Raw genomic sequence first — 21,035 nt, forward strand, 5'->3', positions numbered from 1 at the left:
AGGAAATCTTTTTTCCTGTAAGAAAAGGAGACAAAGGCTATGAATTTGGATTTTTCAGCAACGATCCCCCAAATTCCTTTTATATTAGAAGGCTTGGCAATTACATTAAAAATTGTTGTTGTATCTGCTATTATCGGACTTATACTCGGTATTGTGCTAAGCTTATGCAAGATCAGCACATTCCGCCCGCTGATCTGGATCGCTGATTTTTATACATCAGTGTTCCGAGGCACACCTTTAGTGCTGCAGCTTATGATTGTCTATTTTGGACTTCCTCAGCTGCTCGGATTTCAAATTGACCAGTTTTGGGCTGCGGTTGTCGCATTGTCTTTGAATTCCGCCGCTTATGTATCGGAAATTATCAGAGCCGGAATCAACGCCATTGATAAAGGGCAAAAAGAAGCGGCTGTCGCACTGGGTGTCCCGTACGGCAAAATGATGAAGGATCTGCTTTTGCCGCAGGCCTTCAAAAATATATCCCCTGCAATTGTGAATGAATTAATTACGTTAACAAAAGAATCGGCGATCGTCACCGTCATCGGGCTTGGTGATGTCATGAGACGCGCATATCAAGCTGGCGCCGCCACTTACAATTACCTTGAGCCGCTCATTATCGCGGGATTGATTTATTACGTGCTTGTCTTGATTTTAACGTTTATCGGCAAGGCTGTAGAAAGGAAGCTGAAATCCAATGATTAAGGTTGAAAAGCTGTCAAAATCATTTGGGAAACACGAAGTATTAAAAAATATTTCAACAACAATCGCTGATGGCGAGGTTGTTGCCGTGATCGGTCCTTCAGGCTCAGGCAAATCAACGTTCCTACGCTGTTTAAACCTGCTGGAAAAGCCAAACGGCGGAACCATTACAATAAAAGATACAGAGATTACGAAGCCGAAAACCAACACATTAAAGGTTCGGGAAAACATCGGGATGGTTTTTCAGCATTTTCATCTCTTTCCGCACAAAACGGTTCTCGAAAATATCATGTACGCGCCTGTCAATGTAAAAAAAGAATCAAAACAGGCTGCACAAGAGAAAGCTGAGGACCTGCTCCGCAAAGTCGGTTTGTTTGAAAAGCGAAATGACTATCCAAACCGCTTGTCTGGCGGACAAAAACAGCGTGTCGCGATTGCCAGGGCTCTTGCGATGAATCCGGACATCATGCTGTTTGACGAGCCGACCTCCGCCCTTGATCCGGAGATGGTCAAAGAAGTGCTGCAGGTGATGAAAGAGCTAGTCGAAACAGGCATGACCATGGTGATTGTCACACATGAAATGGGCTTCGCAAAAGAAGTGGCAGACCGCGTGCTGTTTATGGATCAAGGAACGATTGTCGAGGACGGCAATCCGAAGGAATTTTTTCTTTCGCCAAAATCCAAAAGAGCGCAGGACTTTTTAGAGAAAATATTATAGAATATAGAAAAAAAGAAGAAGGCTGATCGCTTCTTCTTTTTTATTGAAGAAACAAATAGAAATGGAGTCCGACATGTTTAAAATTGGTTACCGCACAATAAAGACCGCGCTAGGAACAGCTTTGGCTATTTATATAAGCCAGCTATTGCATTTGCAAAACTTCGCATCAGCAGGAATCATCACCATTTTGTGCATTCAAATCACACAAAAACGGTCGCTTCAGGCGTCATGGGCCCGCTTTGCGGCATGCTGTCTGGCAATTGTTTTTTCTTATCTCTTTTTCGAGCTCATTGGCTACCACCCGTTTGTGATCGGAGCGCTTCTTCTGATATTCATTCCGATAACGGTTCTGTTAAAAATTAACGAAGGTATCGTCACCAGTTCTGTTATTATCCTTCATTTATACATGTCCGGCGGCATTACGCCTGCTTTCATCTGGAATGAAGTTCAGCTGATTACAGTCGGCATCGGCGTCGCTCTATTGATGAACTTGTATATGCCAAGTCTTGACCGGAAGCTGATTGCTTACCGCAAAAAGATAGAGGATAACTTTGCTGTCATTTTCGCAGAAATAGAACGGTATTTGTTAACTGGTGAGCAAGATTGGTCAGGAAAAGAAATTCCGGAAACGCACCAGCTCATTACGGAGGCCAAAAACCTGGCTTATCGAGATGTGCAAAACCACATTTTGCGTTACGAAAATCTGCATTATCATTATTTTAAAATGAGAGAAAAGCAATTTGAAATTATTGAACGCCTTCTCCCTAAAGTGACATCGATCTCCATCACGGTAGATCAGGGAAAAATGATCGCTGAATTTATTCACGATTTGCGGGAGGCGATACACCCTGGGAACACGGCGTATAAATTTCTGAAAAGGCTTGCTGACATGAGAAAAGAATTTGAGGAGATGCCGCTTCCAGCGACTAGAGAGGAATTTGAAGCGAGAGCCGCTCTCTTCCATCTTCTCGGCGAAATGGAACAATATTTAGTGATTAAAAGTTATTTTAAAGGAATAAAAGCGCAAAAATCACTCGGATGATTCGCATGAGCTCTTCCTTCATTGGTCAACCTAATGAAAAAGGAGGAGCTTATGCGTTTTTTCTTATGTTCGATATTTATGATGATTTCACCGATTTGGCCGCTCGGCGAAAATCCGCTGCCGGGTGATCCGTATGTTATTGTCAACAAGCGAACAAATGAACTTGCTGTTATCCTCGACAACAAAGTAGAAGGCGTGTACAGTGTGGCCACTGGAAAAACAGATGATTTGACGCCTGAAGGAGAGTTTTCGGTAACGGTAAAAGCGGAAAATCCTTACTACAGAAAGAAAAATATTGAAGGAGGATCTCCTGACAACCCGCTTGGGGCAAGATGGATCGGATTTGACGCGAAAGGAACGGACGGGCGGATTTATGGAATTCATGGGACAAACCGAGAGGAATCAGTAGGAAAATTTGTGTCAAACGGCTGTATACGTATGCATAACGATGAGGTCGTTCATTTGTTTCAAACGATACCAGTAGGAACGAGAGTGCTGATCACAGACGACAATCGCTCTTTTGAGGAGATTGCCATCGAGCATAAAGCTCTGATAAAAAAGCAGGATGTTCCCATTGAATAAGGCTGCCCTGCTTTTTTATCGTTATAAAAACATGATGATTCCTGAGAGTACAGTTGAAAGAATAAAAACTCCCAAAATCACGATCAAAACGCTTTTCATCAGTTTTTGAGACATGATTTTCACTCCTTACACAATCTGTCTATATTTTAGCGTGTTTTGAATGGACGGACAAGCGATATCTATTAGCGAAAGCAGGGATGCAAATGAACAGGCTTGACCATATCGGGATAGCAGTTTTTTCGATAAAAGATGCAAGACGCTTTTATGAAAATGTATTGGGGCTTGCATTTCTTCATCAAGAAACGGTTGAAGAGCAAAAGGTGAAAGTTGCTTTTTTTCAAGCGGGAAGTGTCAAACTTGAGCTGATAGAACCGTCGACAGCTGACAGCCCCATCCGTTTATTTTTGGAGAAGAAAGGGCAGGGGCTGCATCATATTGCATTTTTGTGCAACAGCCTATCTGAACAGCTCAAAGCATTGTCTGACCAGCAAGTTCAATTGATTGACAGGTATCCAAGACAGGGAGCGAACGGGAAAAAGATCGCGTTTATTTCCCCTCGAGAAACAAATGGTGTTCTTGTAGAGCTTTGTGAACCGAAAGGAGACCAACACAATGAACATGAATGAGCACATTGATCATTTATACACGAAACGCAGACAGGCAGAAGAGGGCGGTGGACTGGAAAAGCAGGCTCAGCAGCGGCAAAAGGGAAAGCTCACCGCCCGGGAAAGGATCATATTTCTACTTGACCAGAACAGCTTTATCGAATTACACCCCTTCATGGAAAGTCAAGTGTTAACAAGAGAACAGCGCATGTTAGGGGATGGGGTCGTGACAGGGTATGGCACAATTGACGGACGCTCAGTTTATGTATTTGCGCAAGACTTCACTGTGTTTGGCGGTGCTCTTGGCGAAACCCATGCCAAAAAAATTTGCGCTTTGATGGACCTGGCAGCAAAAAATAAGGCGCCGATTATCGGGCTGAATGACTCAGGTGGTGCGAGAATTCAAGAGGGTGTGGTATCATTAGATGGATACGGTCACATATTTTACCGAAACGTCTTATATTCCGGAGTCATTCCGCAAATATCGGTTATTTTAGGGCCGTGCGCTGGAGGCGCTGTATATTCTCCGGCACTCACAGATTTTATATTTATGGCTGAACAGACCGGCCGGATGTTTATTACCGGCCCGAAGGTGATTGAAAAAGTGACAGGGGAACAGGTCGATGCGGAGAGCTTAGGCGGAGCGGGGATACATAATGCCGTCAGCGGAAACGCCCACTTTTCCGGCCATACGGAGAAGGAGGTTCTGACAGGGGTGAGAAAACTGCTGTCTTATTTGCCGCTGAATGGCCGGACAACAGAGCCGAAGCCAGAGAAAGAGGCCTCCAGACCGTTATTAAACCGTTTCGTGCCTGCTGACACGACAAAACCGTATGATGTTCGGACGGTGATTAAGGAGCTGGCCGATCCACAGTCTTTTTTTGAGATTCAGCCATTTTTTGCGAAGAACATTGTCATCGGATTTGCAAGGCTGGGTGAAAAAGCAATCGGCATTGTTGCGAGCCAGCCAAAGCATCTGGCGGGAAGCCTGACGATTGACGCTGCTGATAAAGCAGCAAGGTTCATCCGTTTTTGTGACGCATTTGATATCCCGCTGTTGACTGTTGAGGATGTCCCGGGATTTCTCCCCGGTATTCAGCAGGAGCACAACGGAATCATCAGACACGGAGCAAAATTATTGTTTGCTTATGCAGAAGCGACTGTCCCAAAAATCACGCTCATTATCAGAAAAGCATATGGCGGCGCCTATGTGGCCATGAACAGCAAAGCAATCGGAGCGGACCTTGTATTTGCATGGCCGAATGCTGAAATTGCGGTGATGGGTCCAGAAGGTGCGGCATCGATTTTGTATGAAAAGGAAATCAAAGCTTCAGCTGACCCGCAAAAGGCGAAACGCCAAAAAACAGCTGAATACAAAAAGCAAAACGCCGGCCCATACAAAGCGGCCGCTTGTGGAATGGTCGATGACATTATTTTGCCGGAAGAATCAAGGGGAAGACTGATTCAAGCTTTTCATATGCTTGCACATAAGACAGAAGAGAGACCGAAAAAAAAGCACGGTAACATACCGCTTTAATATGGAGGGACTTACAAATGGTGAATGAAAAACGCCTGCTGGAAGAGTTTTTAGAGCTTGTCCAAATTGATTCAGAAACAAAACACGAAGCAGAAATCTGCAAAGTGCTGAAACGAAAATTTTCTGATTTAGGTGTGGACGTTAAAGAAGACGATACAATGGATATCACTGGCCACGGAGCCGGTAATCTGATTTGCACATTAAAAGGGACAAAGCAAACAGATACGATCTACTTTACATCTCATATGGACACAGTTGTACCCGGTAACGGCGTAAAACCAGTTGTAGAGAACGGTTACGTCAAAACAGACGGCACGACGATTTTAGGTGCTGATGATAAAGCGGGACTGGCTGCAATGTTTGAAGCGATTAAGGTGCTGAAAGAAGAAAACATTGAGCACGGAACGATTGAATTCATCATCACAGTTGGTGAGGAATCTGGCCTGATCGGAGCGAAGGCGCTTGACCGTTCTATGATTACAGCATCCTACGGCTATGCCCTTGACTCAGACGGGAAAGTCGGAAATATCATTGTGGCTGCGCCGACACAGGCGAAGGTAAGAGCGGCAATTTTCGGGAAAACCGCGCACGCCGGGGTTGAACCTGAAAAAGGCATTTCTGCGATTACAATCGCTAGCAAAGCCATTTCAAAAATGCCATTGGGCCGTATTGATGAAGAAACAACAGCAAATATCGGCCGGTTTGAAGGCGGCACGCAAACAAACATTGTGTGCGACGAAGTCCATATTCTTGCTGAAGCACGCTCTTTAGTTCCTGAGAAAATGGAAGCTCAGGTTCAAAAAATGAAAGCTGCTTTTGAAGAAGCTGCTGCTGATATGGGCGGACGCGCAGAAGTCGAAATTGAAGTCATGTATCCTGGCTTCAAATATCAAGATGGCGACCAAGTTGTTGAAATCGCGAAAAAAGCGGCTGCTAAAATCGGACGTCCAAGCGAGCTGCAAACAAGCGGCGGCGGAAGCGACGCGAACGTAATCGCAGGTCATGGCATCCCGACGGTCAACCTTGCTGTCGGTTATGAGCAAATTCATACAAAGAATGAAAAAATGCCGATCGAAGAACTCGTCAAAACGGCAGAAATGGTTGTTGCCATTATTGAAGAGGCGGCAAAATAAAAAAAGAAAACCCGAATGCGATTTCCTGCATCGGGTTTTTTTAGCTCCATTTCCTAAGCGGCCAAAATAACACGTCCTGTTTTTTAGCGTAATGAAGCAAGGGGTCTGCCTCTAGCAACGTAATGCCGTGAGCATCTGTCACCGTATTGACTGAAATTTTCGCTTCAGCGTTTTGCAGCAGCCATGGGTGATGGTGGATGTCTTCGTAATAGAGTTTATTTCGGTAGGCAGTGTAGAGTCTATACCGTTCCGTCAGCCAAAAATCAAGTGAATCCTTTTCCGCTGTAAAAGGAGCTGAAACGGGCCGGTATGCGGCGCGGAATACTGCTTCTCTGCCGTCTCTCCGCTTGCTGACATAGTCAATGCCATCAACGTTTTTGTCAGCTTTCATATCAGCGTGAACATAAGGCAAATGAAAGAACGTGCGAGCGCCCAAAACCGCCAGCCGATGATCGGCATCTAAGCTGAAAAAATAAATGCCGGGCTTGCCTTTATATGTGACATAGGTGCGGAGGTTAAGCTCAGGAAATGCACGCGCACCGGGAATGGGAGGAAGGTAACGCGCCCTTAGGTTCGTGAGCATAAAGGGAAGCATGCTGATCCAAGCTTGCCCGTTGTATGTATCTAATTCTAATACGGACGGTACCAAAGCGCGAAGGATAGAAACATCAACAGGCCAGTGGGCAAATAAGACATCATTCCAGGTTTGTCTCATGATCCAGATTCCTTCAGGCACAGAAATGTTTTTTTGCTGAAAACGTTCCGCCAACGTATATGCTCCTTTCGTTTGGAGGTGAGTAAAGGTATTCCCGATTTCCTTCTTTTTAAACGAGACCGCTGTTTTTTTAGGATGGCCATCTCTGCTTCAGCCATAACAAAAGAGGCTGCCTGCGCGGTGAATGCTTCGCAAGCAACAAAAAAACAACCCCGGCTTGTCGCGCGGGGTTGCTTCATTATTTCACCGGCTCAGTAAGAGCGGCAGTTTTTTTATTTTTATGGTGCGTCATCTGAAGGACGACGTTTTGGACTGTCAAGAATAGCCCGCTTGTGAACCAGTACAACGGCAGCGCTGCCGGGACATTAAGCGAGAAAATCGTCATCATCACTGGGAAGATGAACACCATCAATTTTGCGGATTGCTGCGCCGCAGGGTTTTGCGGGACAGCGGAATATTTCGCGCTCAGTTTTTGGGCGACATAGGCCTGGATAAAGTACATAGCTCCCGCACTAAGAGACACGAGAATATCTGATTGTCCTAAACTGAACCATAAAAACGAGTGTGACGCAATTTCAGGTGTGGAGCGAATCGCGTAATAAAATCCAATCACAATAGGAAACTGAATCAGCATTGGGAGGCATCCCATGGCAAGCGGATTGATGTTGTTCTCTTGATACAGCTTCATCATTTCCATTTGCAGCTCTTTTTGCTTTTCAGGGTCCTTCGTCTTTTTCAGTTTGGCCTGAATGCTGTCAACCTGAGGTTTAATAACCGCCATTTTTTCTTGAAACATACGCTGTTTTTTGAACTGATTGACAAACAAGGGCAGTACAACCAAACGCACAATAATCGTTACGAGAATAATAGAGAGTCCGTATTCTCCATGAAACAGCCCGGCAACCCCCTTAAGCAGCGCGGAAAACGGTTCGATTAAATAATCGTGGAAAAACCCTACGTTGCTGAGGCCTCCCACCTGATTCGTCGCCGCGAAGGCAGCATTGCCCGAGCATAATACGATCAAAAAGATACCCATAGCCATAAGTTTTTGATATGTTTTTAGCAATTTTGTTCTCCTCCTTTTTATAAATGCGGTTTATAAAAGAAGAGAACTGGCGTCTTCATCATCGTTCACAGGCGAATTCATGCGGAAGACTTTACGTATCCAAGTTGTAATGCGATGATATATAATAATAAGAAAGTCTGTTCGGTTAATGTGAAAGACTGTCTGATGTTCATCTGTTCGTTTGGATTTCCAATGCTCGCCGGCACGGCACTCTCGTAAGAGGAATGCAATCCCGATTGCCGTCAGAGCAGGAAGAATAATTGTGAAAAAATCGACTAAGAATAAAACGTCATTTATCGATTCCACAAACATTTTAATCACATCCATTCAGTACCTTCATTTTACTATATGTACAAGCCGTTGTCTAATGAACGAAAAGGAGATTTGTTTATGCCGGGAAAGAGCCGAATTATTTTCCATATTGATATGAATAGCTTTTATGCATCGGTTGAAATGGCATATGACCCGGCTCTCCGGGGAAAGCCGGTCGCAGTTGCCGGAAACGTAAAGGAGCGAAAGGGCATTGTGGTGACATGCAGCTACGAAGCAAGGGCGCGCGGCGTCAAAACAACAATGCCGGTTTGGCAAGCGAAGCGCCATTGTCCAGAGCTCATCGTTCTTCCGCCGAATTTTGACCGCTATAGAAACTCTTCCAGAGCCATGTTTACTATTCTCCGTGAATATACTGACCTGGTGGAGCCTGTCTCCATTGATGAGGGCTATATGGACATGACCGATACACCATACAGCAGCCGAGCGCTGGAGACGGCAAAAGAAATCCAAAGCAGATTGCAAAAAGAGCTGCTGCTTCCGTCAAGCATAGGAATCGCGCCGAATAAATTTCTCGCTAAGATGGCGTCTGATATGAAAAAACCGCTTGGAATTACGATTTTAAGAAAGAGGCAAGTGCCCGACATCCTTTGGCCGCTTCCTGTTGGAGAGATGCACGGAGTTGGCAATAAGACAGCGGAAAAACTGAAAGGACTCGGTATTCATACAATCGGAGAGCTAGCTGCTGCTGATGAACACTCGCTGAAGCGCCTGCTTGGCATCAACGGTCCGCGCCTTAAAAATAAAGCAAACGGCATTCACCATGCGCCGGTTGACCCGGAGCGCATTTACGAATTTAAAAGCGTCGGCAACTCATCGACACTTTCACATGATTCCAGTGATGAAGAGGAGCTGTTAGGCGTTTTCAGAAAACTTGCCGCTTCCGTGAGTGACCGTTTACAGCGCAAGGAAGTCATGGCTTCAAAGCTATTTATTATGATTAGATATGCGGATTGGAAAACCATTACGAGAAGCATCACGCTGAGAAATCCGATTGATCAAAAAAATGAAATCTTGAAAGAAGCAGAGCACCTCTTTTTTAAGCACTGGAATAAAAAACCTGTCAGGCTGCTTGGCATTACCGGAACCGATTTGGTAGAAAAAGAGCAGGCCTATAAGCAGCTCGATTTGTTCAGCTTTAATGAGGATGCGAGGGATGAGCCCATTCAGCAGATAATGGAAAAGCTGAATGAAAAGTACGGATCTAAACTGATCAGAAAAGGTGCAAGGTTAAAAAAAGAGGAGAGCAAAACGAAGGGAACAAGCTTTAATAAAGATTTTTTTCAGGATGAAAAGAAAAGCTGAATCGCTTGAAAAAAAGGGTGAAAGTATGGTAATTTCTTTATTATAAATATCATTTTATTTTAATTTAAATTTTAAAATGATTAAACGTTTGCAGAAGGGACGTTAGAATATGTCAAAACAACAAATCGGCGTTATCGGACTTGCGGTCATGGGTAAAAATCTGGCTTTAAATATCGAAAGCCGGGGATTTTCTGTTTCTGTTTACAACAGATCTAGCAGTAAGACTGAGGAGTTTTTGCAAGAGGCAAAAGGAAAAAATGTTGTTGGCACATACAGCATTGAAGAATTTGTCCAATCCTTGGAAACACCGCGCAAAATCTTATTAATGGTTAAAGCGGGAACTGCAACAGATGCGACAATTCAATCTCTTCTTCCTCATCTAGAGAAGGATGATATTTTAATTGACGGCGGAAATACATATTATAAAGATACACAGCGCCGTAACAAAGAACTCGCTGAAAGCGGTATTCATTTTATCGGAACAGGCGTTTCCGGCGGAGAAGAAGGGGCGCTTAAAGGGCCTTCTATCATGCCTGGCGGACAAAAAGAAGCACATGAGCTTGTGAAACCGATTCTTGAAGCCATTTCTGCAAAAGTTGACGGAGAACCTTGTACGACATATATCGGTCCTGATGGTGCCGGCCATTATGTAAAAATGGTGCACAACGGTATTGAATATGGAGATATGCAGCTGATTTCTGAATCTTACTTCATTCTGAAACAGGTGCTGGGCCTTTCAGCTGATGAGCTTCATGAAGTTTTCGCTGAATGGAATAAAGGAGAGCTTGACAGCTACCTGATTGAGATTACAGCTGACATCTTCACGAAAAAAGACGAAGAGACAGGCAAACCGCTTGTTGATGTGATTCTCGATAAAGCAGGGCAAAAAGGAACAGGAAAATGGACAAGCCAAAGCGCACTTGACTTAGGTGTTCCGCTTCCGATTATTACTGAATCTGTATTCGCGCGTTTTATCTCAGCTATGAAGGAAGAGCGTGTGAAAGCGAGCGGACTTCTTTCAGGACCGGAAGTGAAGCCTGTTACGGAAAATAAAGAAGAGCTGATTGAAGCGGTCAGAAAAGCGTTGTTCATGAGTAAAATCTGCTCATACGCGCAAGGATTTGCCCAAATGAAAGCTGCTTCTGAAGAATATAACTGGGATTTGAAATATGGTGAAATCGCTATGATCTTCCGTGGCGGCTGCATCATTCGTGCAGCGTTTCTTCAGAAGATCAAAGAAGCTTACGATCGCGAGCCTGAGCTTGACAACCTGCTTCTTGACAGCTACTTCAAGAATATTGCAGAAAGCTACCAAGGAGCGCTTCGCCAGGTGATTTCACTTGCAGTTGCCCAAGGTGTGCCGGTGCCATCATTCTCAAGCGCATTAGCTTATTATGACAGCTACCGTACAGCCGTACTGCCTGCAAACTTAATCCAAGCACAGCGTGACTACTTTGGCGCTCATACGTATGAGCGTACTGATAAAGAAGGTATTTTCCATACTGAATGGATGAAGTAATCAATAGAACCCCCCGAACCTCAAGAGCTTCGGGGGGTTTTGTTATTAAAGAGAGTGCTATACCTCTGTGGCAGCTGCAAAAAAGCCGAAAATGCTCACAAGCATTTTCGGCTCTTTTCTTATTATATATTCCACCAGTGCAAGCCGTCTTTCGCCAAAAGATCATCTGATTCTTTCGGTCCCATTGAGCCTGATTCGTAGTTAGGAGATAAGGTTTTGTTTGCTGCCCATGTTTCAGAAATGGAGTCGACAAAGCTCCAAGAAAGGGCAACTTCATCCCAGTGTGCAAAGTTTGTTGCATCGCCAAGAAGACAGTCGTGAATTAGTTTTTCATATGCTTCAGGGGTGTTCAACTCGTCATTGCAATTGCTGCAATAATCGAGTTTGATTGGCTGCGCGTGTGCTGCACCGCCAAGCTTTTTAGCATTTAAGTAAAGTGTAATGCCTTCTTCAGGCTGAATATGAATGACAAGCAAGTTCGGATTCATGTTGTTTTCATTGCCGTAGTACAGGTTCATCGGAATGTCCTTAAATTGAACGACAATTTTTGTGGACTTTTCTTTCATTCGTTTTCCGGTACGGATATAGAATGGAACACCAGCCCATCTGAAGTTGTCGATCAAGAGCTTGCCGGCAACAAAGGTTTCTGTATTGGAGTCAGGAGCGACATTATCTTCTTCTGTATAAGAAGGAACAGGCATACCGTCAATTTCACCGGCTTGATATTGTCCGCGCACAAAGTACTCATCCACTTCATCTTTTGCAATAGGGCGCAGTGCTCTCAGCACCTTCACTTTTTCGCTGCGGATTTCTTCTGTGTTCAATTTGATCGGCGGCTCCATTGCAAGGAGGGCAACCATCTGCATAATATGGTTTTGCACCATGTCGCGCAGGGCGCCTGATTTTTCGTAATATCTTGCACGGTCTTCTACGCCAAGTGATTCACTAGACGTAATTTGAATGTTTGAGATGTAGCGGTTTGTCCAAAGCGGTTCGAAAATCGCATTGGCAAATCGAATCACTTCAATGTTCTGAACCATTTGTTTGCCTAGATAATGGTCGATTCTGTAAATTTGATCTTCCGTAAATGCTTCGCGGATTTCTTTATTCAATGCCTGTGCGCTTGGCAGATCATGGCCGAACGGTTTTTCGATGACAAGGCGGGACCAGCCGGTTGTAGCTGTTACACCCTCTGATTTTAATGTTTTTGCAATTGTTCCAAAGAATTCAGGAGCCATTGCCAAGTAGAACATTCTGTTGTTCGGGATTTGATATGTATCTTCCAGCTGGTTAAGCAATACGTTAAGCTCTTGATAAGAACCAGGGTTTGTCACGTCAAACGGGTGATAGTAAAAATGAGACGTGAAATCATCTATATGCTTATCTGCAGATGAGGAAATGGATGTTTTAACAGTTTGGCGAAGATCCTCATTAGACCACGGTCTTCTTCCAACTCCTACCACTGCAAACTCTTCTCCGATTTGTCCGTTTTGATATAGACGGTGAATAGACGGATACAATTTTCGTTTTGCTAAATCTCCAGTTGCACCGAATATGACAATTACTGCTTTTGGTTGTTGGTTTGTTTTCACTAAAAGTACCTCACTTTATTCGAAGCTTTATTTTAGTACACCCCGTATATTTCCTTCATTTTAAATCTAAAATTCAACGAAAGCAAACATTTAAGCCCTTTTTTAAGCAGAATGCTGAAAAAATGTTTCTAGCACGAAAGGATTGTTCTTTTGAGAGGCAAGATTCACATTTTGCGCTTGATCCTGTATTCTTGTAGGTATCTGGTTCTAGTAGGAGGAAGGAAACGTGGAATTACTTTTTTTAGGGACGGGAGCCGGCATTCCCGCCAAGACGAGAAACGTCACCTCTATCGCATTGAAATTGCTTGAAGAAAGGCGTTCGGTATGGCTTTTTGACTGCGGGGAAGCCACACAGCATCAAATTTTACATACAACGATTAAACCTCGTAAAATAGAGAAAATCTTTATTACACACATGCATGGTGACCATGTATACGGACTTCCGGGGCTTCTGGGGAGCCGTTCCTTTCAAGGCGGAGAGGACGAGCTGACAGTGTACGGACCTAAAGGGATCAAAGCGTTTATTGAAACAAGCCTTGCCGTCACGAAAACCCATTTGACATATCCGCTTGCGGTCCAGGAAATTGAAGAAGGAATCGTGTTTGAAGACGATCAGTTTATTGTCAAAGCGGTTTCTGTTATTCATGGCGTAGAAGCCTTCGGGTACCGTGTGCAGGAAAAAGACGTAACGGGTGCCCTGAAGGCGGATGTATTAAAAGAAATGAACATCCCGCCCGGACCCGTGTATCAGAAAATCAAAAAATGCGAAACGGTAACGCTTGAAGACGGACGCATCATCAATGGGAGTGATTTTCTGGAGCCTCCCAAAAAAGGAAGATCTGTTGTGTTCTCCGGAGATACGAGAGTTAGCGACAAACTAAAAGAGCTTGCAAGAGATTGTGATGTGCTTGTTCATGAAGCAACCTTTGCTAAGGAAGATCATAAACTGGCTTATGATTATTATCACAGCACAACGGAACAAGCGGCTGTAACAGCGAAAGAAGCAGGAGCAAAGCAGCTCATTTTAACCCATATCAGCGCAAGATATCAGGGAGATGCCTCTTTGGAGCTTCAAAAAGAAGCGGTTGACGTTTTCCCAAATAGTGTGGCGGCATATGATTTCTTAGAGGTACCCATCCCGCGAGGCTGAAGGCATACTTATTTGACAATTTGCCATTACGTTGTATAATAAAGCGTAATCATTACGTTTTGAAAAGGAGATGTGAACGATGAGAGTCAATGTTACTTTAGCTTGCACTGAAACGGGAGACCGAAATTACATCACAACAAAAAATAAACGCACCAATCCAGATCGTTTGGAGCTGAAAAAATATTCACCGCGTCTGAAGAAATATACCCTTCACCGTGAAACAAAATAACAAAAAAGACCGGGCGTCTCTTACGGCCCGGTCTTTTTTTACGTTAATTGACTGCCTGGTAAAGAGGGGCAGCCTGCTGGCACGCTGCGCACCATACGTCATAAATAGCCAAATGAACGATATGAGGTTCATCATGATGGATGTTGTGGGAGCTGTTTTTAGCTTGAATCCAGCCGCTTTGGTTGGATAGAGACAATATGCTGCTGTGCAAGTTTTGCCATTCCTGTTCAGCAGCGAATTTCTCAGTCCGTTCTCCTGATGACAATACAAGGAGAGGCATGTTTCCTAAATGGATTTGCCGCTGTTTGAGCTCCTGCAGACTTTTTGAAAATTCTGCAGGTGTGCCCTCAAGCATCATCTTTCTCGTATATGATTTGTGCATCTCTTCGGGTATAAAGGTGAAGCTGGCGCAATCTCCTAAAGCTGGATCAAGAAGGACCATGCCGATAATATCATACTTGTTTTTGCAGGCCCATAAGCCGGTGATGACAGCTCCGTATGAGTGTGAAACAGCCAGATAAGGAGGTTTTACATCTGCTGCTTTAAGCAAACTCTCCAATTCTTTCACTTGTTGTTCAGCTGTTCGTTTCGCTCTGCTTCGCCCGCTTTTCCCTATGCCCGCCCGATCATATGTGAAAATGCCAAATTCATCATCAATGTCCGCCATTAATGGTTTCCACGTCTCAGAAGAAGTACCGTAGCCGGCCTCAAAGACAATCGTTACACCGCTTGTTCCTTTCCGGTGCTGTGTATGAAACGCACATCCGTCAATTGTATATGTCTTTTCCATCCAAGCTGATTTCATTGGAGTCATCTCCTCTAATTGGTTCTACTAGGGAGACGGAGAACATTAGCCGATCGTTTCTCTAAAAATAAAAAAAGAGATATCCGGCAGTGGATATCTCTCATAGGCATTACCAGCCTCTTTCGTATTGAACAGGGGCTGGAATCTCTGTATTGAGCTGTTTCGCGGCGGTTCTTGCAAAGAATGGATCCCGCAAAAGCTCTCTGCCGATAAAGATGAGGTCGGCACGTCCGTTTTGCAGAATTTCTTCAGCCATTGAACCGTCTGTAATCATGCCGACGGCACCAGTCGCCATGTCCGCCTGTTCACGGATTTTCTCGGCGAAGCTGACCTGATAGCCAGGGAATACATTAATGTCTGCGTGAACAAGGGCGCCTGAACTGCAGTCGATTAAGTCAACACCCTGCTCCTTCATCCATTTTGCAAAACCGATGTTATCGGCGATGTCCAATCCTTTATCTGTATAGTCTGAAGCAGATACACGGACAAATAATGGCCCGTCCCATACTTGTTTGACTTCATCGATGATCTCTCTCAAGAAACGATAGCGGTTTTCAGGTGAGCCGCCGTATTCATCTGTGCGATGGTTGGAAAGCGGAGATAAAAATTCGTGAATTAAATATCCGTGCGCCGCATGAATTTCAATCACATCAAAGCCGGCTTCTTTTGCGCGGGCAGCCGCTTGCTTAAACTCCTGGATCGTTTCTTTTACTTTTTCTGCTGACATTTCTACTGGTGTTGCTGATTGTTCGTCAAACGCAATCGCCGATGGAGCGAAAATGTCTCCTTCAAGCTCAGCTTTACGTCCGGCATGGGCAAGCTGAATGCCGATTTTTGAACCTTGTTCTTTGACCTGCTCAGTCAGTTTGGCAAAGCCTTCAATATGCTCGTCGCTCCAAATGCCTAAGTCTTGGTCTGTGATTCGACCCTGAGGGTTAACTGCTGACGCCTCTACAATAATCAGTCCGACTTGGCCGATTGCACGCGATATGTAATGCGCCATGTGGAACGGCGTTAATTTTCCGTCCTTTTCATGAGAAGAATACATGCACATTGGCGACATAACAATGCGATTTTTTAATGTCATATCTTTAATTGTAATAGGTGTGAATAATTTTCTGGGCATTTCTTTCGCCTCCCGTAAGGTTTTTAGAGATTGATTATATCAAGTCATTTCTTTCGCGTCATATAAACTGCTCAAAAGAACCGTTTTTGTCAAACATTTCTGTATAATAGACAAGAAATCATTTTATTTTTCAGTTTATCAGCGTTTTTATTCATAGGAGGGACGGAAATCGATGAATTGGCAGACGAAGGACGAATTGCGAGGACTTTTAACTTCTCTTGTGCAATACGAAAGCATCACTGGTTCGAAGGGCGAGGCAGCACTTGCGGAATATCTTTATTTTATTTTGAAAGACAAGCCTTATTTTCAAAAACATCCAGATGATGTAACTCTTCATACGATGGACGATGGCAGATCTTTTCTTACGGCTTTAGTCAAAAAGAAGAAAGTCAAAAAGACAGTGCTACTGTTGAGTCATTTTGATGTTGTTGACATAGAGGATTACGGAGAATTTAAACATATGGCTTGCAAGCCTGCTGAGCTTTTGAGTTCCTTTTTAGAGAAAAAAGAGCTGCTTCCTGAACGTGTGAGAAGAGATGCTGAAAGCGGAGACTGGCTGTTTGGCAGAGGGACGATGGATATGAAAGCGGGGCTTTGTGTTCAGTTGTCGATGCTGGAGCGGGCAATGAACGGCCATTTTGAGGGCAATCTGCTGTTGATAACAGTTCCGGACGAGGAAGTGAATTCAAGAGGCATGATTGAGGCGGTTCCTGTATTGAAGGAAATGGAGAAAAAGCATGATATCACATTAACCGCTTGCCTGAATGCTGAACCGATGTTTGAAAAATTCCCCAGCGACCAGCAGCAATATTTTTATACAGGAAGCATTGGCAAGGTGCTTGCGGGATTTTTCTGCAAGGGAATTGAGACACATGTCGGAGAGCCGTTTTCAGGCCTAAACGCGAATTTAATGGTATCTGAGATTAACCGTTTGCTTGAACTGAATGCTGATTATTGTGAAAAGGTTGATGGTGAGGTCACTCCGCCGCCGGTAAACTTAATGCAAAAGGACTTGAAAGAGGCATATTCAGTTCAGACACCGCATACAGCTGTCACATTATTTAATGTGCTGTCAATGAGACGCTCGGCTAGTGAGCTGCACCAGATGCTGCTGAAAACCGCAAAACAGGCGGCGGAGGAAATCATGTCGAACGTTCGGAAGAAAACACAGAGTTTTCAGCAATTTGAGCCATTTCAGCCGATTGAACGGGCCGTCACTGTTTTGACATTTGATGAGCTGGTCGCGCGTGCAAAAAAACGTGCTGGAATTTCGGAAACAGACCGAGCTCTTAATTATGCCTTTGCTAACAGGGGGGAGCTTGGAGACAGGGATTTTTCGACGAAAATTGTTTCTGAGATTGCTTCGCTTTGTAAGGAGGATGCCCCGTTTATTGTTCTTTTTTATAGTCCGCCGTTTTATCCGGCCGTTTCGTCAAAGGACGATCAATTGATTAGACATACAGCTGATCAGCTTATGCAGTATGCGGTTAACAGATACGGCATTGCGTTGCGGGAGGTTCAGTACTTTCCCGGACTATCGGACTTGAGCTATCTTCAGCTGGAAAAGCAGGAGGTTGACGCATACACAAGCAATATGCCGCTCTTTAATAGAGGATATTCATTGCCAAGCGGCAAAGAACAGGCTTTATATGTCCCCGTTTTAAATGTCGGTCCGGCTGGCAAAGACCCGCACAAATGGACGGAAAGATTGTATATGCCTTATTCCTTTGAAGTGCTTCCCGATTTGCTTTCATTTACGATCTCCGCACTATTAAAGCAATCGGAAACAGCCGGCCAGCAGCTGTAGAAAAAGAAAGACAGAAGGCCCTATCCTTCTGTCTAATGCCTCTCTAAAGCCGCTCCGGCAAACTGTTCTTTGATTTCTGCGCTCCGTTTAGCGGTCTCTTCAATACAGTGAATAATCGCTTCTTCAAAGCGGGAGTCCTGTAAAGCACGAAGGCCTGCCTCTGTAGTGCCCCCAGGACTGGTGATTTCCTTGCGCAGCTGTGCAGGCTGTTTGCCGCTTTGAAGGAGCATATCAGTTGCCCCTGCCATTGTCTGCAAAATGAGTGCTTTTGCCGTTTCTTTATCTAATCCTACTTTTTGCGCCGCTTTTTCCATCGCCTCAATATAACGATACACGTAGGCCGGGCCGCTGCCTGCGATTGCAGTGACGGCGTCAAGGTGACGCTCCTCAACCAGTGTGGCATCGCCGATTGTTTCCAATAGAGCCTTTGCAGCAGCAATATCGTCTTGGCTTGCTTCCGCGCTTACGGAAAATCCGGTTGCTGATTTTCTTATTGCCGCTGATGTATTCGGCATGACGCGAATGACAGCCAGCTTTCTGCCGAAATAATGCTGAATGGTTTCGATGGTAAGGCCTGCAAGTACTGAAATCACCAGCTGGTCCTTGAGATACGGCCGGATGCTGTCGATGCTTTCCGCCGCGTCTTTCGGTTTGAAAGCGAGGATGATGATATCGGTGTGAGTGAAAAACTCATTTTTATCTCTGCATGGACGCACGCCATACGCTTCCTTTAATTCAATCAGACGCTCGTCATTTGAGCGGTTTGTAATATAGATATGTTCTGATTTTGTGATGCCGCTTTGCAAAATACCGTTGATCATTGCTTCAGCCATTGACCCGGCGCCGACAAATCCTATTTTTTTCATTGATATCCTCCTTCTATCAGAACAACAAAAAACCTTTTCATCACGTAAAGGACGAAAAGGTTCGCGGTACCACCCTCATTAGCACAAATTGTGCTCAGCTCAAATCCCGTAACGCGGGAAACGTTTAGGTTTTCCTAACCGCGACTTGAGGGCAGGTTCTACAAACAAGCGGGCCGCAATACCTTTCAGCCGGGGGTATCGCTCTCTTAGGCCATTGCCTTGTATACTATTCCTCGTCATAGCGTTCCAATGTTCTCGTTTTAGTTTGTTGTTCATTATGCAATGGCGGACAAGCTAATGTCAATAGCTTTTTCAAAAAGGTCTGTTCTCATTCAGCAATAATGACATAAGACCGAGAAAAAGCTAAAATATGAATAATGAATGAAGACAAGGAGCGAAAGGATGACAACTGAAGATGTAATTGCGATCCGCATCCCGACGCCGTTTGCTGTCGGCGATGTTATCGTTTACCTCGTAAAAGGTGATGCGCTGACACTTATCGATGCCGGGCCGAATACAAAAGAGGCTGCCAGCGCCTTACAAGAGCAGCTTGCTGCTGTAAATGTGAAAATGTCAGATATCGAGCAGGTTGTACTGACTCACCATCATGCTGACCATGCAGGCTTGCTTGATGTCTTTTCAGATGAAATCGAAGTGATTGGGCATGCCTTCAACGAACCTTATATCAGCCGAAATCAAGCCTTTATGGATTGGCAAAAACGTTTTTTTCAAAAGCTGCTGCCTGAATTAGGCGTTCCATTTGATACGGGGAAGGCGGAAAAGCTGATTCGGTCAGCGTATGCATTTTCCTGTACGAGATCTCTGACAAAAACAATCAGTGAAGGTATGGGCATTGACGGGCTTGAGGGCTGGTCTGTGTTGGAGATGCCTGGACATGCTGAATCGCATATCGTTCTTTTCCATGAAAAAAGCGGAAGGATGCTTGGCGGAGATCTACTGCTGGCCAACAGCTCGTCTAATCCGATTATAGAAGCGCCGAAAGCGGGAGACGTCAGGTCAAAGCCTTTAGTGGATTATCAGCGGTCTTTGCGCAGGCTGTCTCAACTTGAGCCAACAATCGTATTTCCTGGTCACGGCGAGCCAATCACCAGTGTCCAAGCGCTGATTGAGAAGCGTTTTGACAAGCAGAGGAATCGAACGGAGGATGTGCGTCGCATGTTGGCTGAAAAGCCGATGACCGCTTTTCAGGTCTGTCAGCAGCTTTTTCCTGCTGTATATGAAAAGGAATTGTTTTTAACAATGTCAGAAACGGCAGGGCATCTTGATGTGTTGGAGGCTGAAGAAGCCATCACGTCATATTGGGAAGGAAACATCGCATACTTTAGAACAATGAAGAGGTGAAATGGGTGAAACATATAGCGGGAAAAAGGATTTGGATAACCGGTGCTTCAGGAGGGCTTGGAGAAAGAATCGCATACTTATGCGCGGCTGAAGGAGCCCATGTCCTGCTGTCGGCTAGACGTGAGGATCGTTTAATAGAAATCAAAAGGAAAATAACCGAGGAATGGAGCGGACAGTGTGAGATCTTTCCTCTGGATGTCGGCCGCCTAGAGGATATCGCCCGGGTCCGTGATCAGATCGGCTCGGTTGATGTTCTGATCAACAATGCGGGCTTCGGTATATTTGAAACGGTTTTAGACTCGACATTGGAAGACATGAAAGCAATGTTTGATGTAAATGTGTTCGGCCTGGTCGCCTGTACAAAAGCGGTGCTCCCGCAAATGCTTGAGCAAAAAAAGGGCCATATCATCAATATCGCCTCTCAAGCGGGGAAAATCGCAACACCGAAGTCTAGCCTGTATTCCGCGACAAAACATGCCGTGCTAGGATACTCAAATGCTTTGCGGATGGAGCTGTCGGGAACCGGCATTTATGTGACAACAGTCAATCCAGGACCGATTCAGACGGACTTTTTTTCCATTGCTGATAAAGGCGGGGACTACGTCAAAAATGTCGGCCGCTGGATGCTTGATCCTGATGACGTGGCAGCTCAAATTACAGCTGCAATTTTTACGAACAAACGGGAGATCAATCTTCCGCGTTTAATGAATGCCGGCACTAAGCTGTATCAGCTGTTTCCAGCTCTCGTTGAAAAGCTGGCAGGACGCGTGCTCATGAAAAAATAATGATGGAACTGCCTGTGGTGGAATGATTGTTGCTCACGAGGCAGTTTTTGATAGTGGAAGGGAGA

General features: G+C 44.8%; 22 protein-coding genes. 14 read left to right on the top strand and 8 right to left on the bottom strand.

Going from position 1 to position 21,035, the window contains the following annotated elements; genetic code table 11:
• The first annotated feature begins 39 nt into the window (after window positions 1–39).
• The 4 genes from artQ (at window position 40) to NZD81_RS03815 (ending at window position 3,038) form a co-directional block, all read left to right on the top strand.
• Complete coding sequence (artQ, locus tag NZD81_RS03800) at window positions 40–699, top strand: arginine ABC transporter permease ArtQ (protein ID WP_014664528.1); 660 nt, start codon at window positions 40–42, stop codon at window positions 697–699.
• Entirely contained in the window at window positions 692–1,414 is a 723-nt protein-coding gene (artM, locus tag NZD81_RS03805; protein WP_014664527.1) for an arginine ABC transporter ATP-binding protein ArtM, read from the top strand. Before artQ ends, artM begins: the two co-directional genes overlap by 8 nt.
• 73 nt (window positions 1,415–1,487) lie before the next feature.
• On the top strand, window positions 1,488–2,456 hold the full coding sequence (locus NZD81_RS03810) for an aromatic acid exporter family protein (protein WP_014664526.1): 969 nt from the start codon (window positions 1,488–1,490) through the stop codon (window positions 2,454–2,456).
• A gap of 51 nt (window positions 2,457–2,507) precedes the next feature.
• Window positions 2,508–3,038: a L,D-transpeptidase gene (locus NZD81_RS03815; protein WP_282372600.1), complete on the top strand. Its 531-nt coding sequence runs from the start codon at window positions 2,508–2,510 to the stop codon at window positions 3,036–3,038.
• A gap of 21 nt (window positions 3,039–3,059) precedes the next feature.
• On the opposite strand, the gene prli42 is transcribed toward NZD81_RS03815, so the two are convergent.
• Complete coding sequence (gene prli42, locus NZD81_RS03820; protein ID WP_041521370.1) at window positions 3,060–3,152, bottom strand: stressosome-associated protein Prli42; 93 nt, start codon at window positions 3,150–3,152, stop codon at window positions 3,060–3,062.
• Window positions 3,153–3,241: 89 nt separating this feature from the next.
• On the opposite strand from prli42, the gene mce reads away from it, so the two are divergent.
• The 3 genes from mce to NZD81_RS03835 are packed head-to-tail and all read left to right on the top strand — an operon-like array spanning window position 3,242 to window position 6,313.
• A complete protein-coding gene (mce, locus tag NZD81_RS03825) occupies window positions 3,242–3,664 on the top strand; it encodes a methylmalonyl-CoA epimerase (protein ID WP_014664524.1) in 423 nt (140 codons plus the stop codon).
• The gene (locus NZD81_RS03830; protein WP_282374350.1) at window positions 3,657–5,180 is read left to right on the top strand and encodes an acyl-CoA carboxylase subunit beta; all 1,524 of its coding nucleotides are present in this window, start codon (window positions 3,657–3,659) and stop codon (window positions 5,178–5,180) included. Before mce ends, NZD81_RS03830 begins: the two co-directional genes overlap by 8 nt.
• Window positions 5,181–5,197: 17 nt before the next feature.
• A complete protein-coding gene (locus NZD81_RS03835; protein WP_003230352.1) occupies window positions 5,198–6,313 on the top strand; it encodes a tripeptidase T in 1,116 nt (371 codons plus the stop codon).
• Window positions 6,314–6,353: 40 nt separating this feature from the next.
• Here the strand turns inward: NZD81_RS03835 and NZD81_RS03840 are convergent, their stop codons facing one another.
• The 3 genes from NZD81_RS03840 to mifM form a co-directional block, all read right to left on the bottom strand.
• Window positions 6,354–7,082 carry a YqjF family protein gene (locus NZD81_RS03840; RefSeq protein WP_282372595.1) on the bottom strand — a complete coding sequence of 243 codons (729 nt, stop codon included), beginning with the start codon at window positions 7,080–7,082 and terminating at the stop codon, window positions 6,354–6,356.
• Window positions 7,083–7,266: 184 nt separating this feature from the next.
• Window positions 7,267–8,094, bottom strand: coding sequence for a membrane protein insertase YidC (locus NZD81_RS03845; protein WP_014664521.1), 828 nt, complete (start codon window positions 8,092–8,094; stop codon window positions 7,267–7,269).
• Between the two features lie 30 nt (window positions 8,095–8,124).
• Window positions 8,125–8,412 (bottom strand): membrane protein insertion/folding monitor MifM, encoded by a 288-nt coding sequence (gene mifM / locus NZD81_RS03850; RefSeq protein WP_080478337.1) that lies wholly within the window; start codon window positions 8,410–8,412, stop codon window positions 8,125–8,127.
• Between the two features lie 72 nt (window positions 8,413–8,484).
• On the opposite strand from mifM, the gene NZD81_RS03855 reads away from it, so the two are divergent.
• Together NZD81_RS03855 and gndA are read left to right on the top strand one after the other, a co-directional pair.
• Entirely contained in the window at window positions 8,485–9,729 is a 1,245-nt protein-coding gene (locus NZD81_RS03855; RefSeq protein ID WP_282372594.1) for a DNA polymerase IV, read from the top strand.
• Between the two features lie 109 nt (window positions 9,730–9,838).
• Complete coding sequence (gndA, locus tag NZD81_RS03860) at window positions 9,839–11,248, top strand: NADP-dependent phosphogluconate dehydrogenase (RefSeq protein WP_014664518.1); 1,410 nt, start codon at window positions 9,839–9,841, stop codon at window positions 11,246–11,248.
• 122 nt (window positions 11,249–11,370) lie between these two features.
• On the opposite strand, the gene zwf is transcribed toward gndA, so the two are convergent.
• Complete coding sequence (gene zwf / locus NZD81_RS03865) at window positions 11,371–12,840, bottom strand: glucose-6-phosphate dehydrogenase (protein WP_040082697.1); 1,470 nt, start codon at window positions 12,838–12,840, stop codon at window positions 11,371–11,373.
• Between the two features lie 226 nt (window positions 12,841–13,066).
• Here zwf and rnz point away from each other — a divergent pair, with 226 nt between their 5' ends.
• Both rnz and rpmG read left to right on the top strand, forming a co-directional pair.
• Window positions 13,067–13,990, top strand: coding sequence for a ribonuclease Z (gene rnz / locus NZD81_RS03870; RefSeq protein ID WP_282372593.1), 924 nt, complete (start codon window positions 13,067–13,069; stop codon window positions 13,988–13,990).
• A gap of 79 nt (window positions 13,991–14,069) precedes the next feature.
• Complete coding sequence (gene rpmG / locus NZD81_RS03875) at window positions 14,070–14,219, top strand: 50S ribosomal protein L33 (protein ID WP_003226511.1); 150 nt, start codon at window positions 14,070–14,072, stop codon at window positions 14,217–14,219.
• A gap of 43 nt (window positions 14,220–14,262) precedes the next feature.
• On the opposite strand, the gene NZD81_RS03880 is transcribed toward rpmG, so the two are convergent.
• Together NZD81_RS03880 and namA are read right to left on the bottom strand one after the other, a co-directional pair.
• Complete coding sequence (locus NZD81_RS03880) at window positions 14,263–15,024, bottom strand: alpha/beta fold hydrolase (RefSeq protein WP_014664515.1); 762 nt, start codon at window positions 15,022–15,024, stop codon at window positions 14,263–14,265.
• Between the two features lie 109 nt (window positions 15,025–15,133).
• The gene (gene namA, locus NZD81_RS03885) at window positions 15,134–16,150 is read right to left on the bottom strand and encodes an NADPH dehydrogenase NamA (protein ID WP_282372592.1); all 1,017 of its coding nucleotides are present in this window, start codon (window positions 16,148–16,150) and stop codon (window positions 15,134–15,136) included.
• A gap of 172 nt (window positions 16,151–16,322) precedes the next feature.
• On the opposite strand from namA, the gene NZD81_RS03890 reads away from it, so the two are divergent.
• Window positions 16,323–17,957 carry a M20/M25/M40 family metallo-hydrolase gene (locus NZD81_RS03890; RefSeq protein ID WP_289859650.1) on the top strand — a complete coding sequence of 545 codons (1,635 nt, stop codon included), beginning with the start codon at window positions 16,323–16,325 and terminating at the stop codon, window positions 17,955–17,957.
• A gap of 32 nt (window positions 17,958–17,989) precedes the next feature.
• On the opposite strand, the gene proC is transcribed toward NZD81_RS03890, so the two are convergent.
• Window positions 17,990–18,823, bottom strand: a complete 834-nt coding sequence (gene proC / locus NZD81_RS03895; RefSeq protein WP_069839174.1) for a pyrroline-5-carboxylate reductase — start codon at window positions 18,821–18,823, stop codon at window positions 17,990–17,992.
• A gap of 402 nt (window positions 18,824–19,225) precedes the next feature.
• Here proC and NZD81_RS03900 point away from each other — a divergent pair, with 402 nt between their 5' ends.
• Together NZD81_RS03900 and NZD81_RS03905 are read left to right on the top strand one after the other, a co-directional pair.
• Window positions 19,226–20,185, top strand: coding sequence for an MBL fold metallo-hydrolase (locus NZD81_RS03900; protein WP_103032304.1), 960 nt, complete (start codon window positions 19,226–19,228; stop codon window positions 20,183–20,185).
• Window positions 20,186–20,190: 5 nt separating this feature from the next.
• Window positions 20,191–20,970 carry an SDR family NAD(P)-dependent oxidoreductase gene (locus tag NZD81_RS03905; RefSeq protein ID WP_040082706.1) on the top strand — a complete coding sequence of 260 codons (780 nt, stop codon included), beginning with the start codon at window positions 20,191–20,193 and terminating at the stop codon, window positions 20,968–20,970.
• The last annotated feature ends 65 nt before the right edge of the window (window positions 20,971–21,035 follow it).

The organism is Bacillus sp. B.PNR1 (genome assembly GCF_030386235.1).
GTDB lineage: Bacteria > Bacillota > Bacilli > Bacillales > Bacillaceae > Bacillus > Bacillus stercoris.

Bases quoted from the DNA above. Each gene is read 5' to 3' on its own strand.
- artQ (WP_014664528.1), top strand. From the start codon at position 40: ATGAATTTGGATTTTTCAGCAACGATCCCCCAAATTCCTTTTATATTA.
- artM (WP_014664527.1), top strand. From the start codon at position 692: ATGATTAAGGTTGAAAAGCTGTCAAAATCATTTGGGAAACACGAAGTA.
- NZD81_RS03810 (WP_014664526.1), top strand. From the start codon at position 1,488: ATGTTTAAAATTGGTTACCGCACAATAAAGACCGCGCTAGGAACAGCT.
- NZD81_RS03815 (WP_282372600.1), top strand. From the start codon at position 2,508: ATGCGTTTTTTCTTATGTTCGATATTTATGATGATTTCACCGATTTGG.
- prli42 (WP_041521370.1), bottom strand. From the start codon at position 3,152: ATGTCTCAAAAACTGATGAAAAGCGTTTTGATCGTGATTTTGGGAGTT.
- mce (WP_014664524.1), top strand. From the start codon at position 3,242: ATGAACAGGCTTGACCATATCGGGATAGCAGTTTTTTCGATAAAAGAT.
- NZD81_RS03830 (WP_282374350.1), top strand. From the start codon at position 3,657: ATGAATGAGCACATTGATCATTTATACACGAAACGCAGACAGGCAGAA.
- NZD81_RS03835 (WP_003230352.1), top strand. From the start codon at position 5,198: ATGGTGAATGAAAAACGCCTGCTGGAAGAGTTTTTAGAGCTTGTCCAA.
- NZD81_RS03855 (WP_282372594.1), top strand. From the start codon at position 8,485: ATGCCGGGAAAGAGCCGAATTATTTTCCATATTGATATGAATAGCTTT.
- gndA (WP_014664518.1), top strand. From the start codon at position 9,839: ATGTCAAAACAACAAATCGGCGTTATCGGACTTGCGGTCATGGGTAAA.
- rpmG (WP_003226511.1), top strand. From the start codon at position 14,070: ATGAGAGTCAATGTTACTTTAGCTTGCACTGAAACGGGAGACCGAAAT.
- NZD81_RS03880 (WP_014664515.1), bottom strand. From the start codon at position 15,024: ATGAAATCAGCTTGGATGGAAAAGACATATACAATTGACGGATGTGCG.
- namA (WP_282372592.1), bottom strand. From the start codon at position 16,150: ATGCCCAGAAAATTATTCACACCTATTACAATTAAAGATATGACATTA.
- NZD81_RS03890 (WP_289859650.1), top strand. From the start codon at position 16,323: ATGAATTGGCAGACGAAGGACGAATTGCGAGGACTTTTAACTTCTCTT.
- proC (WP_069839174.1), bottom strand. From the start codon at position 18,823: ATGAAAAAAATAGGATTTGTCGGCGCCGGGTCAATGGCTGAAGCAATG.
- NZD81_RS03900 (WP_103032304.1), top strand. From the start codon at position 19,226: ATGACAACTGAAGATGTAATTGCGATCCGCATCCCGACGCCGTTTGCT.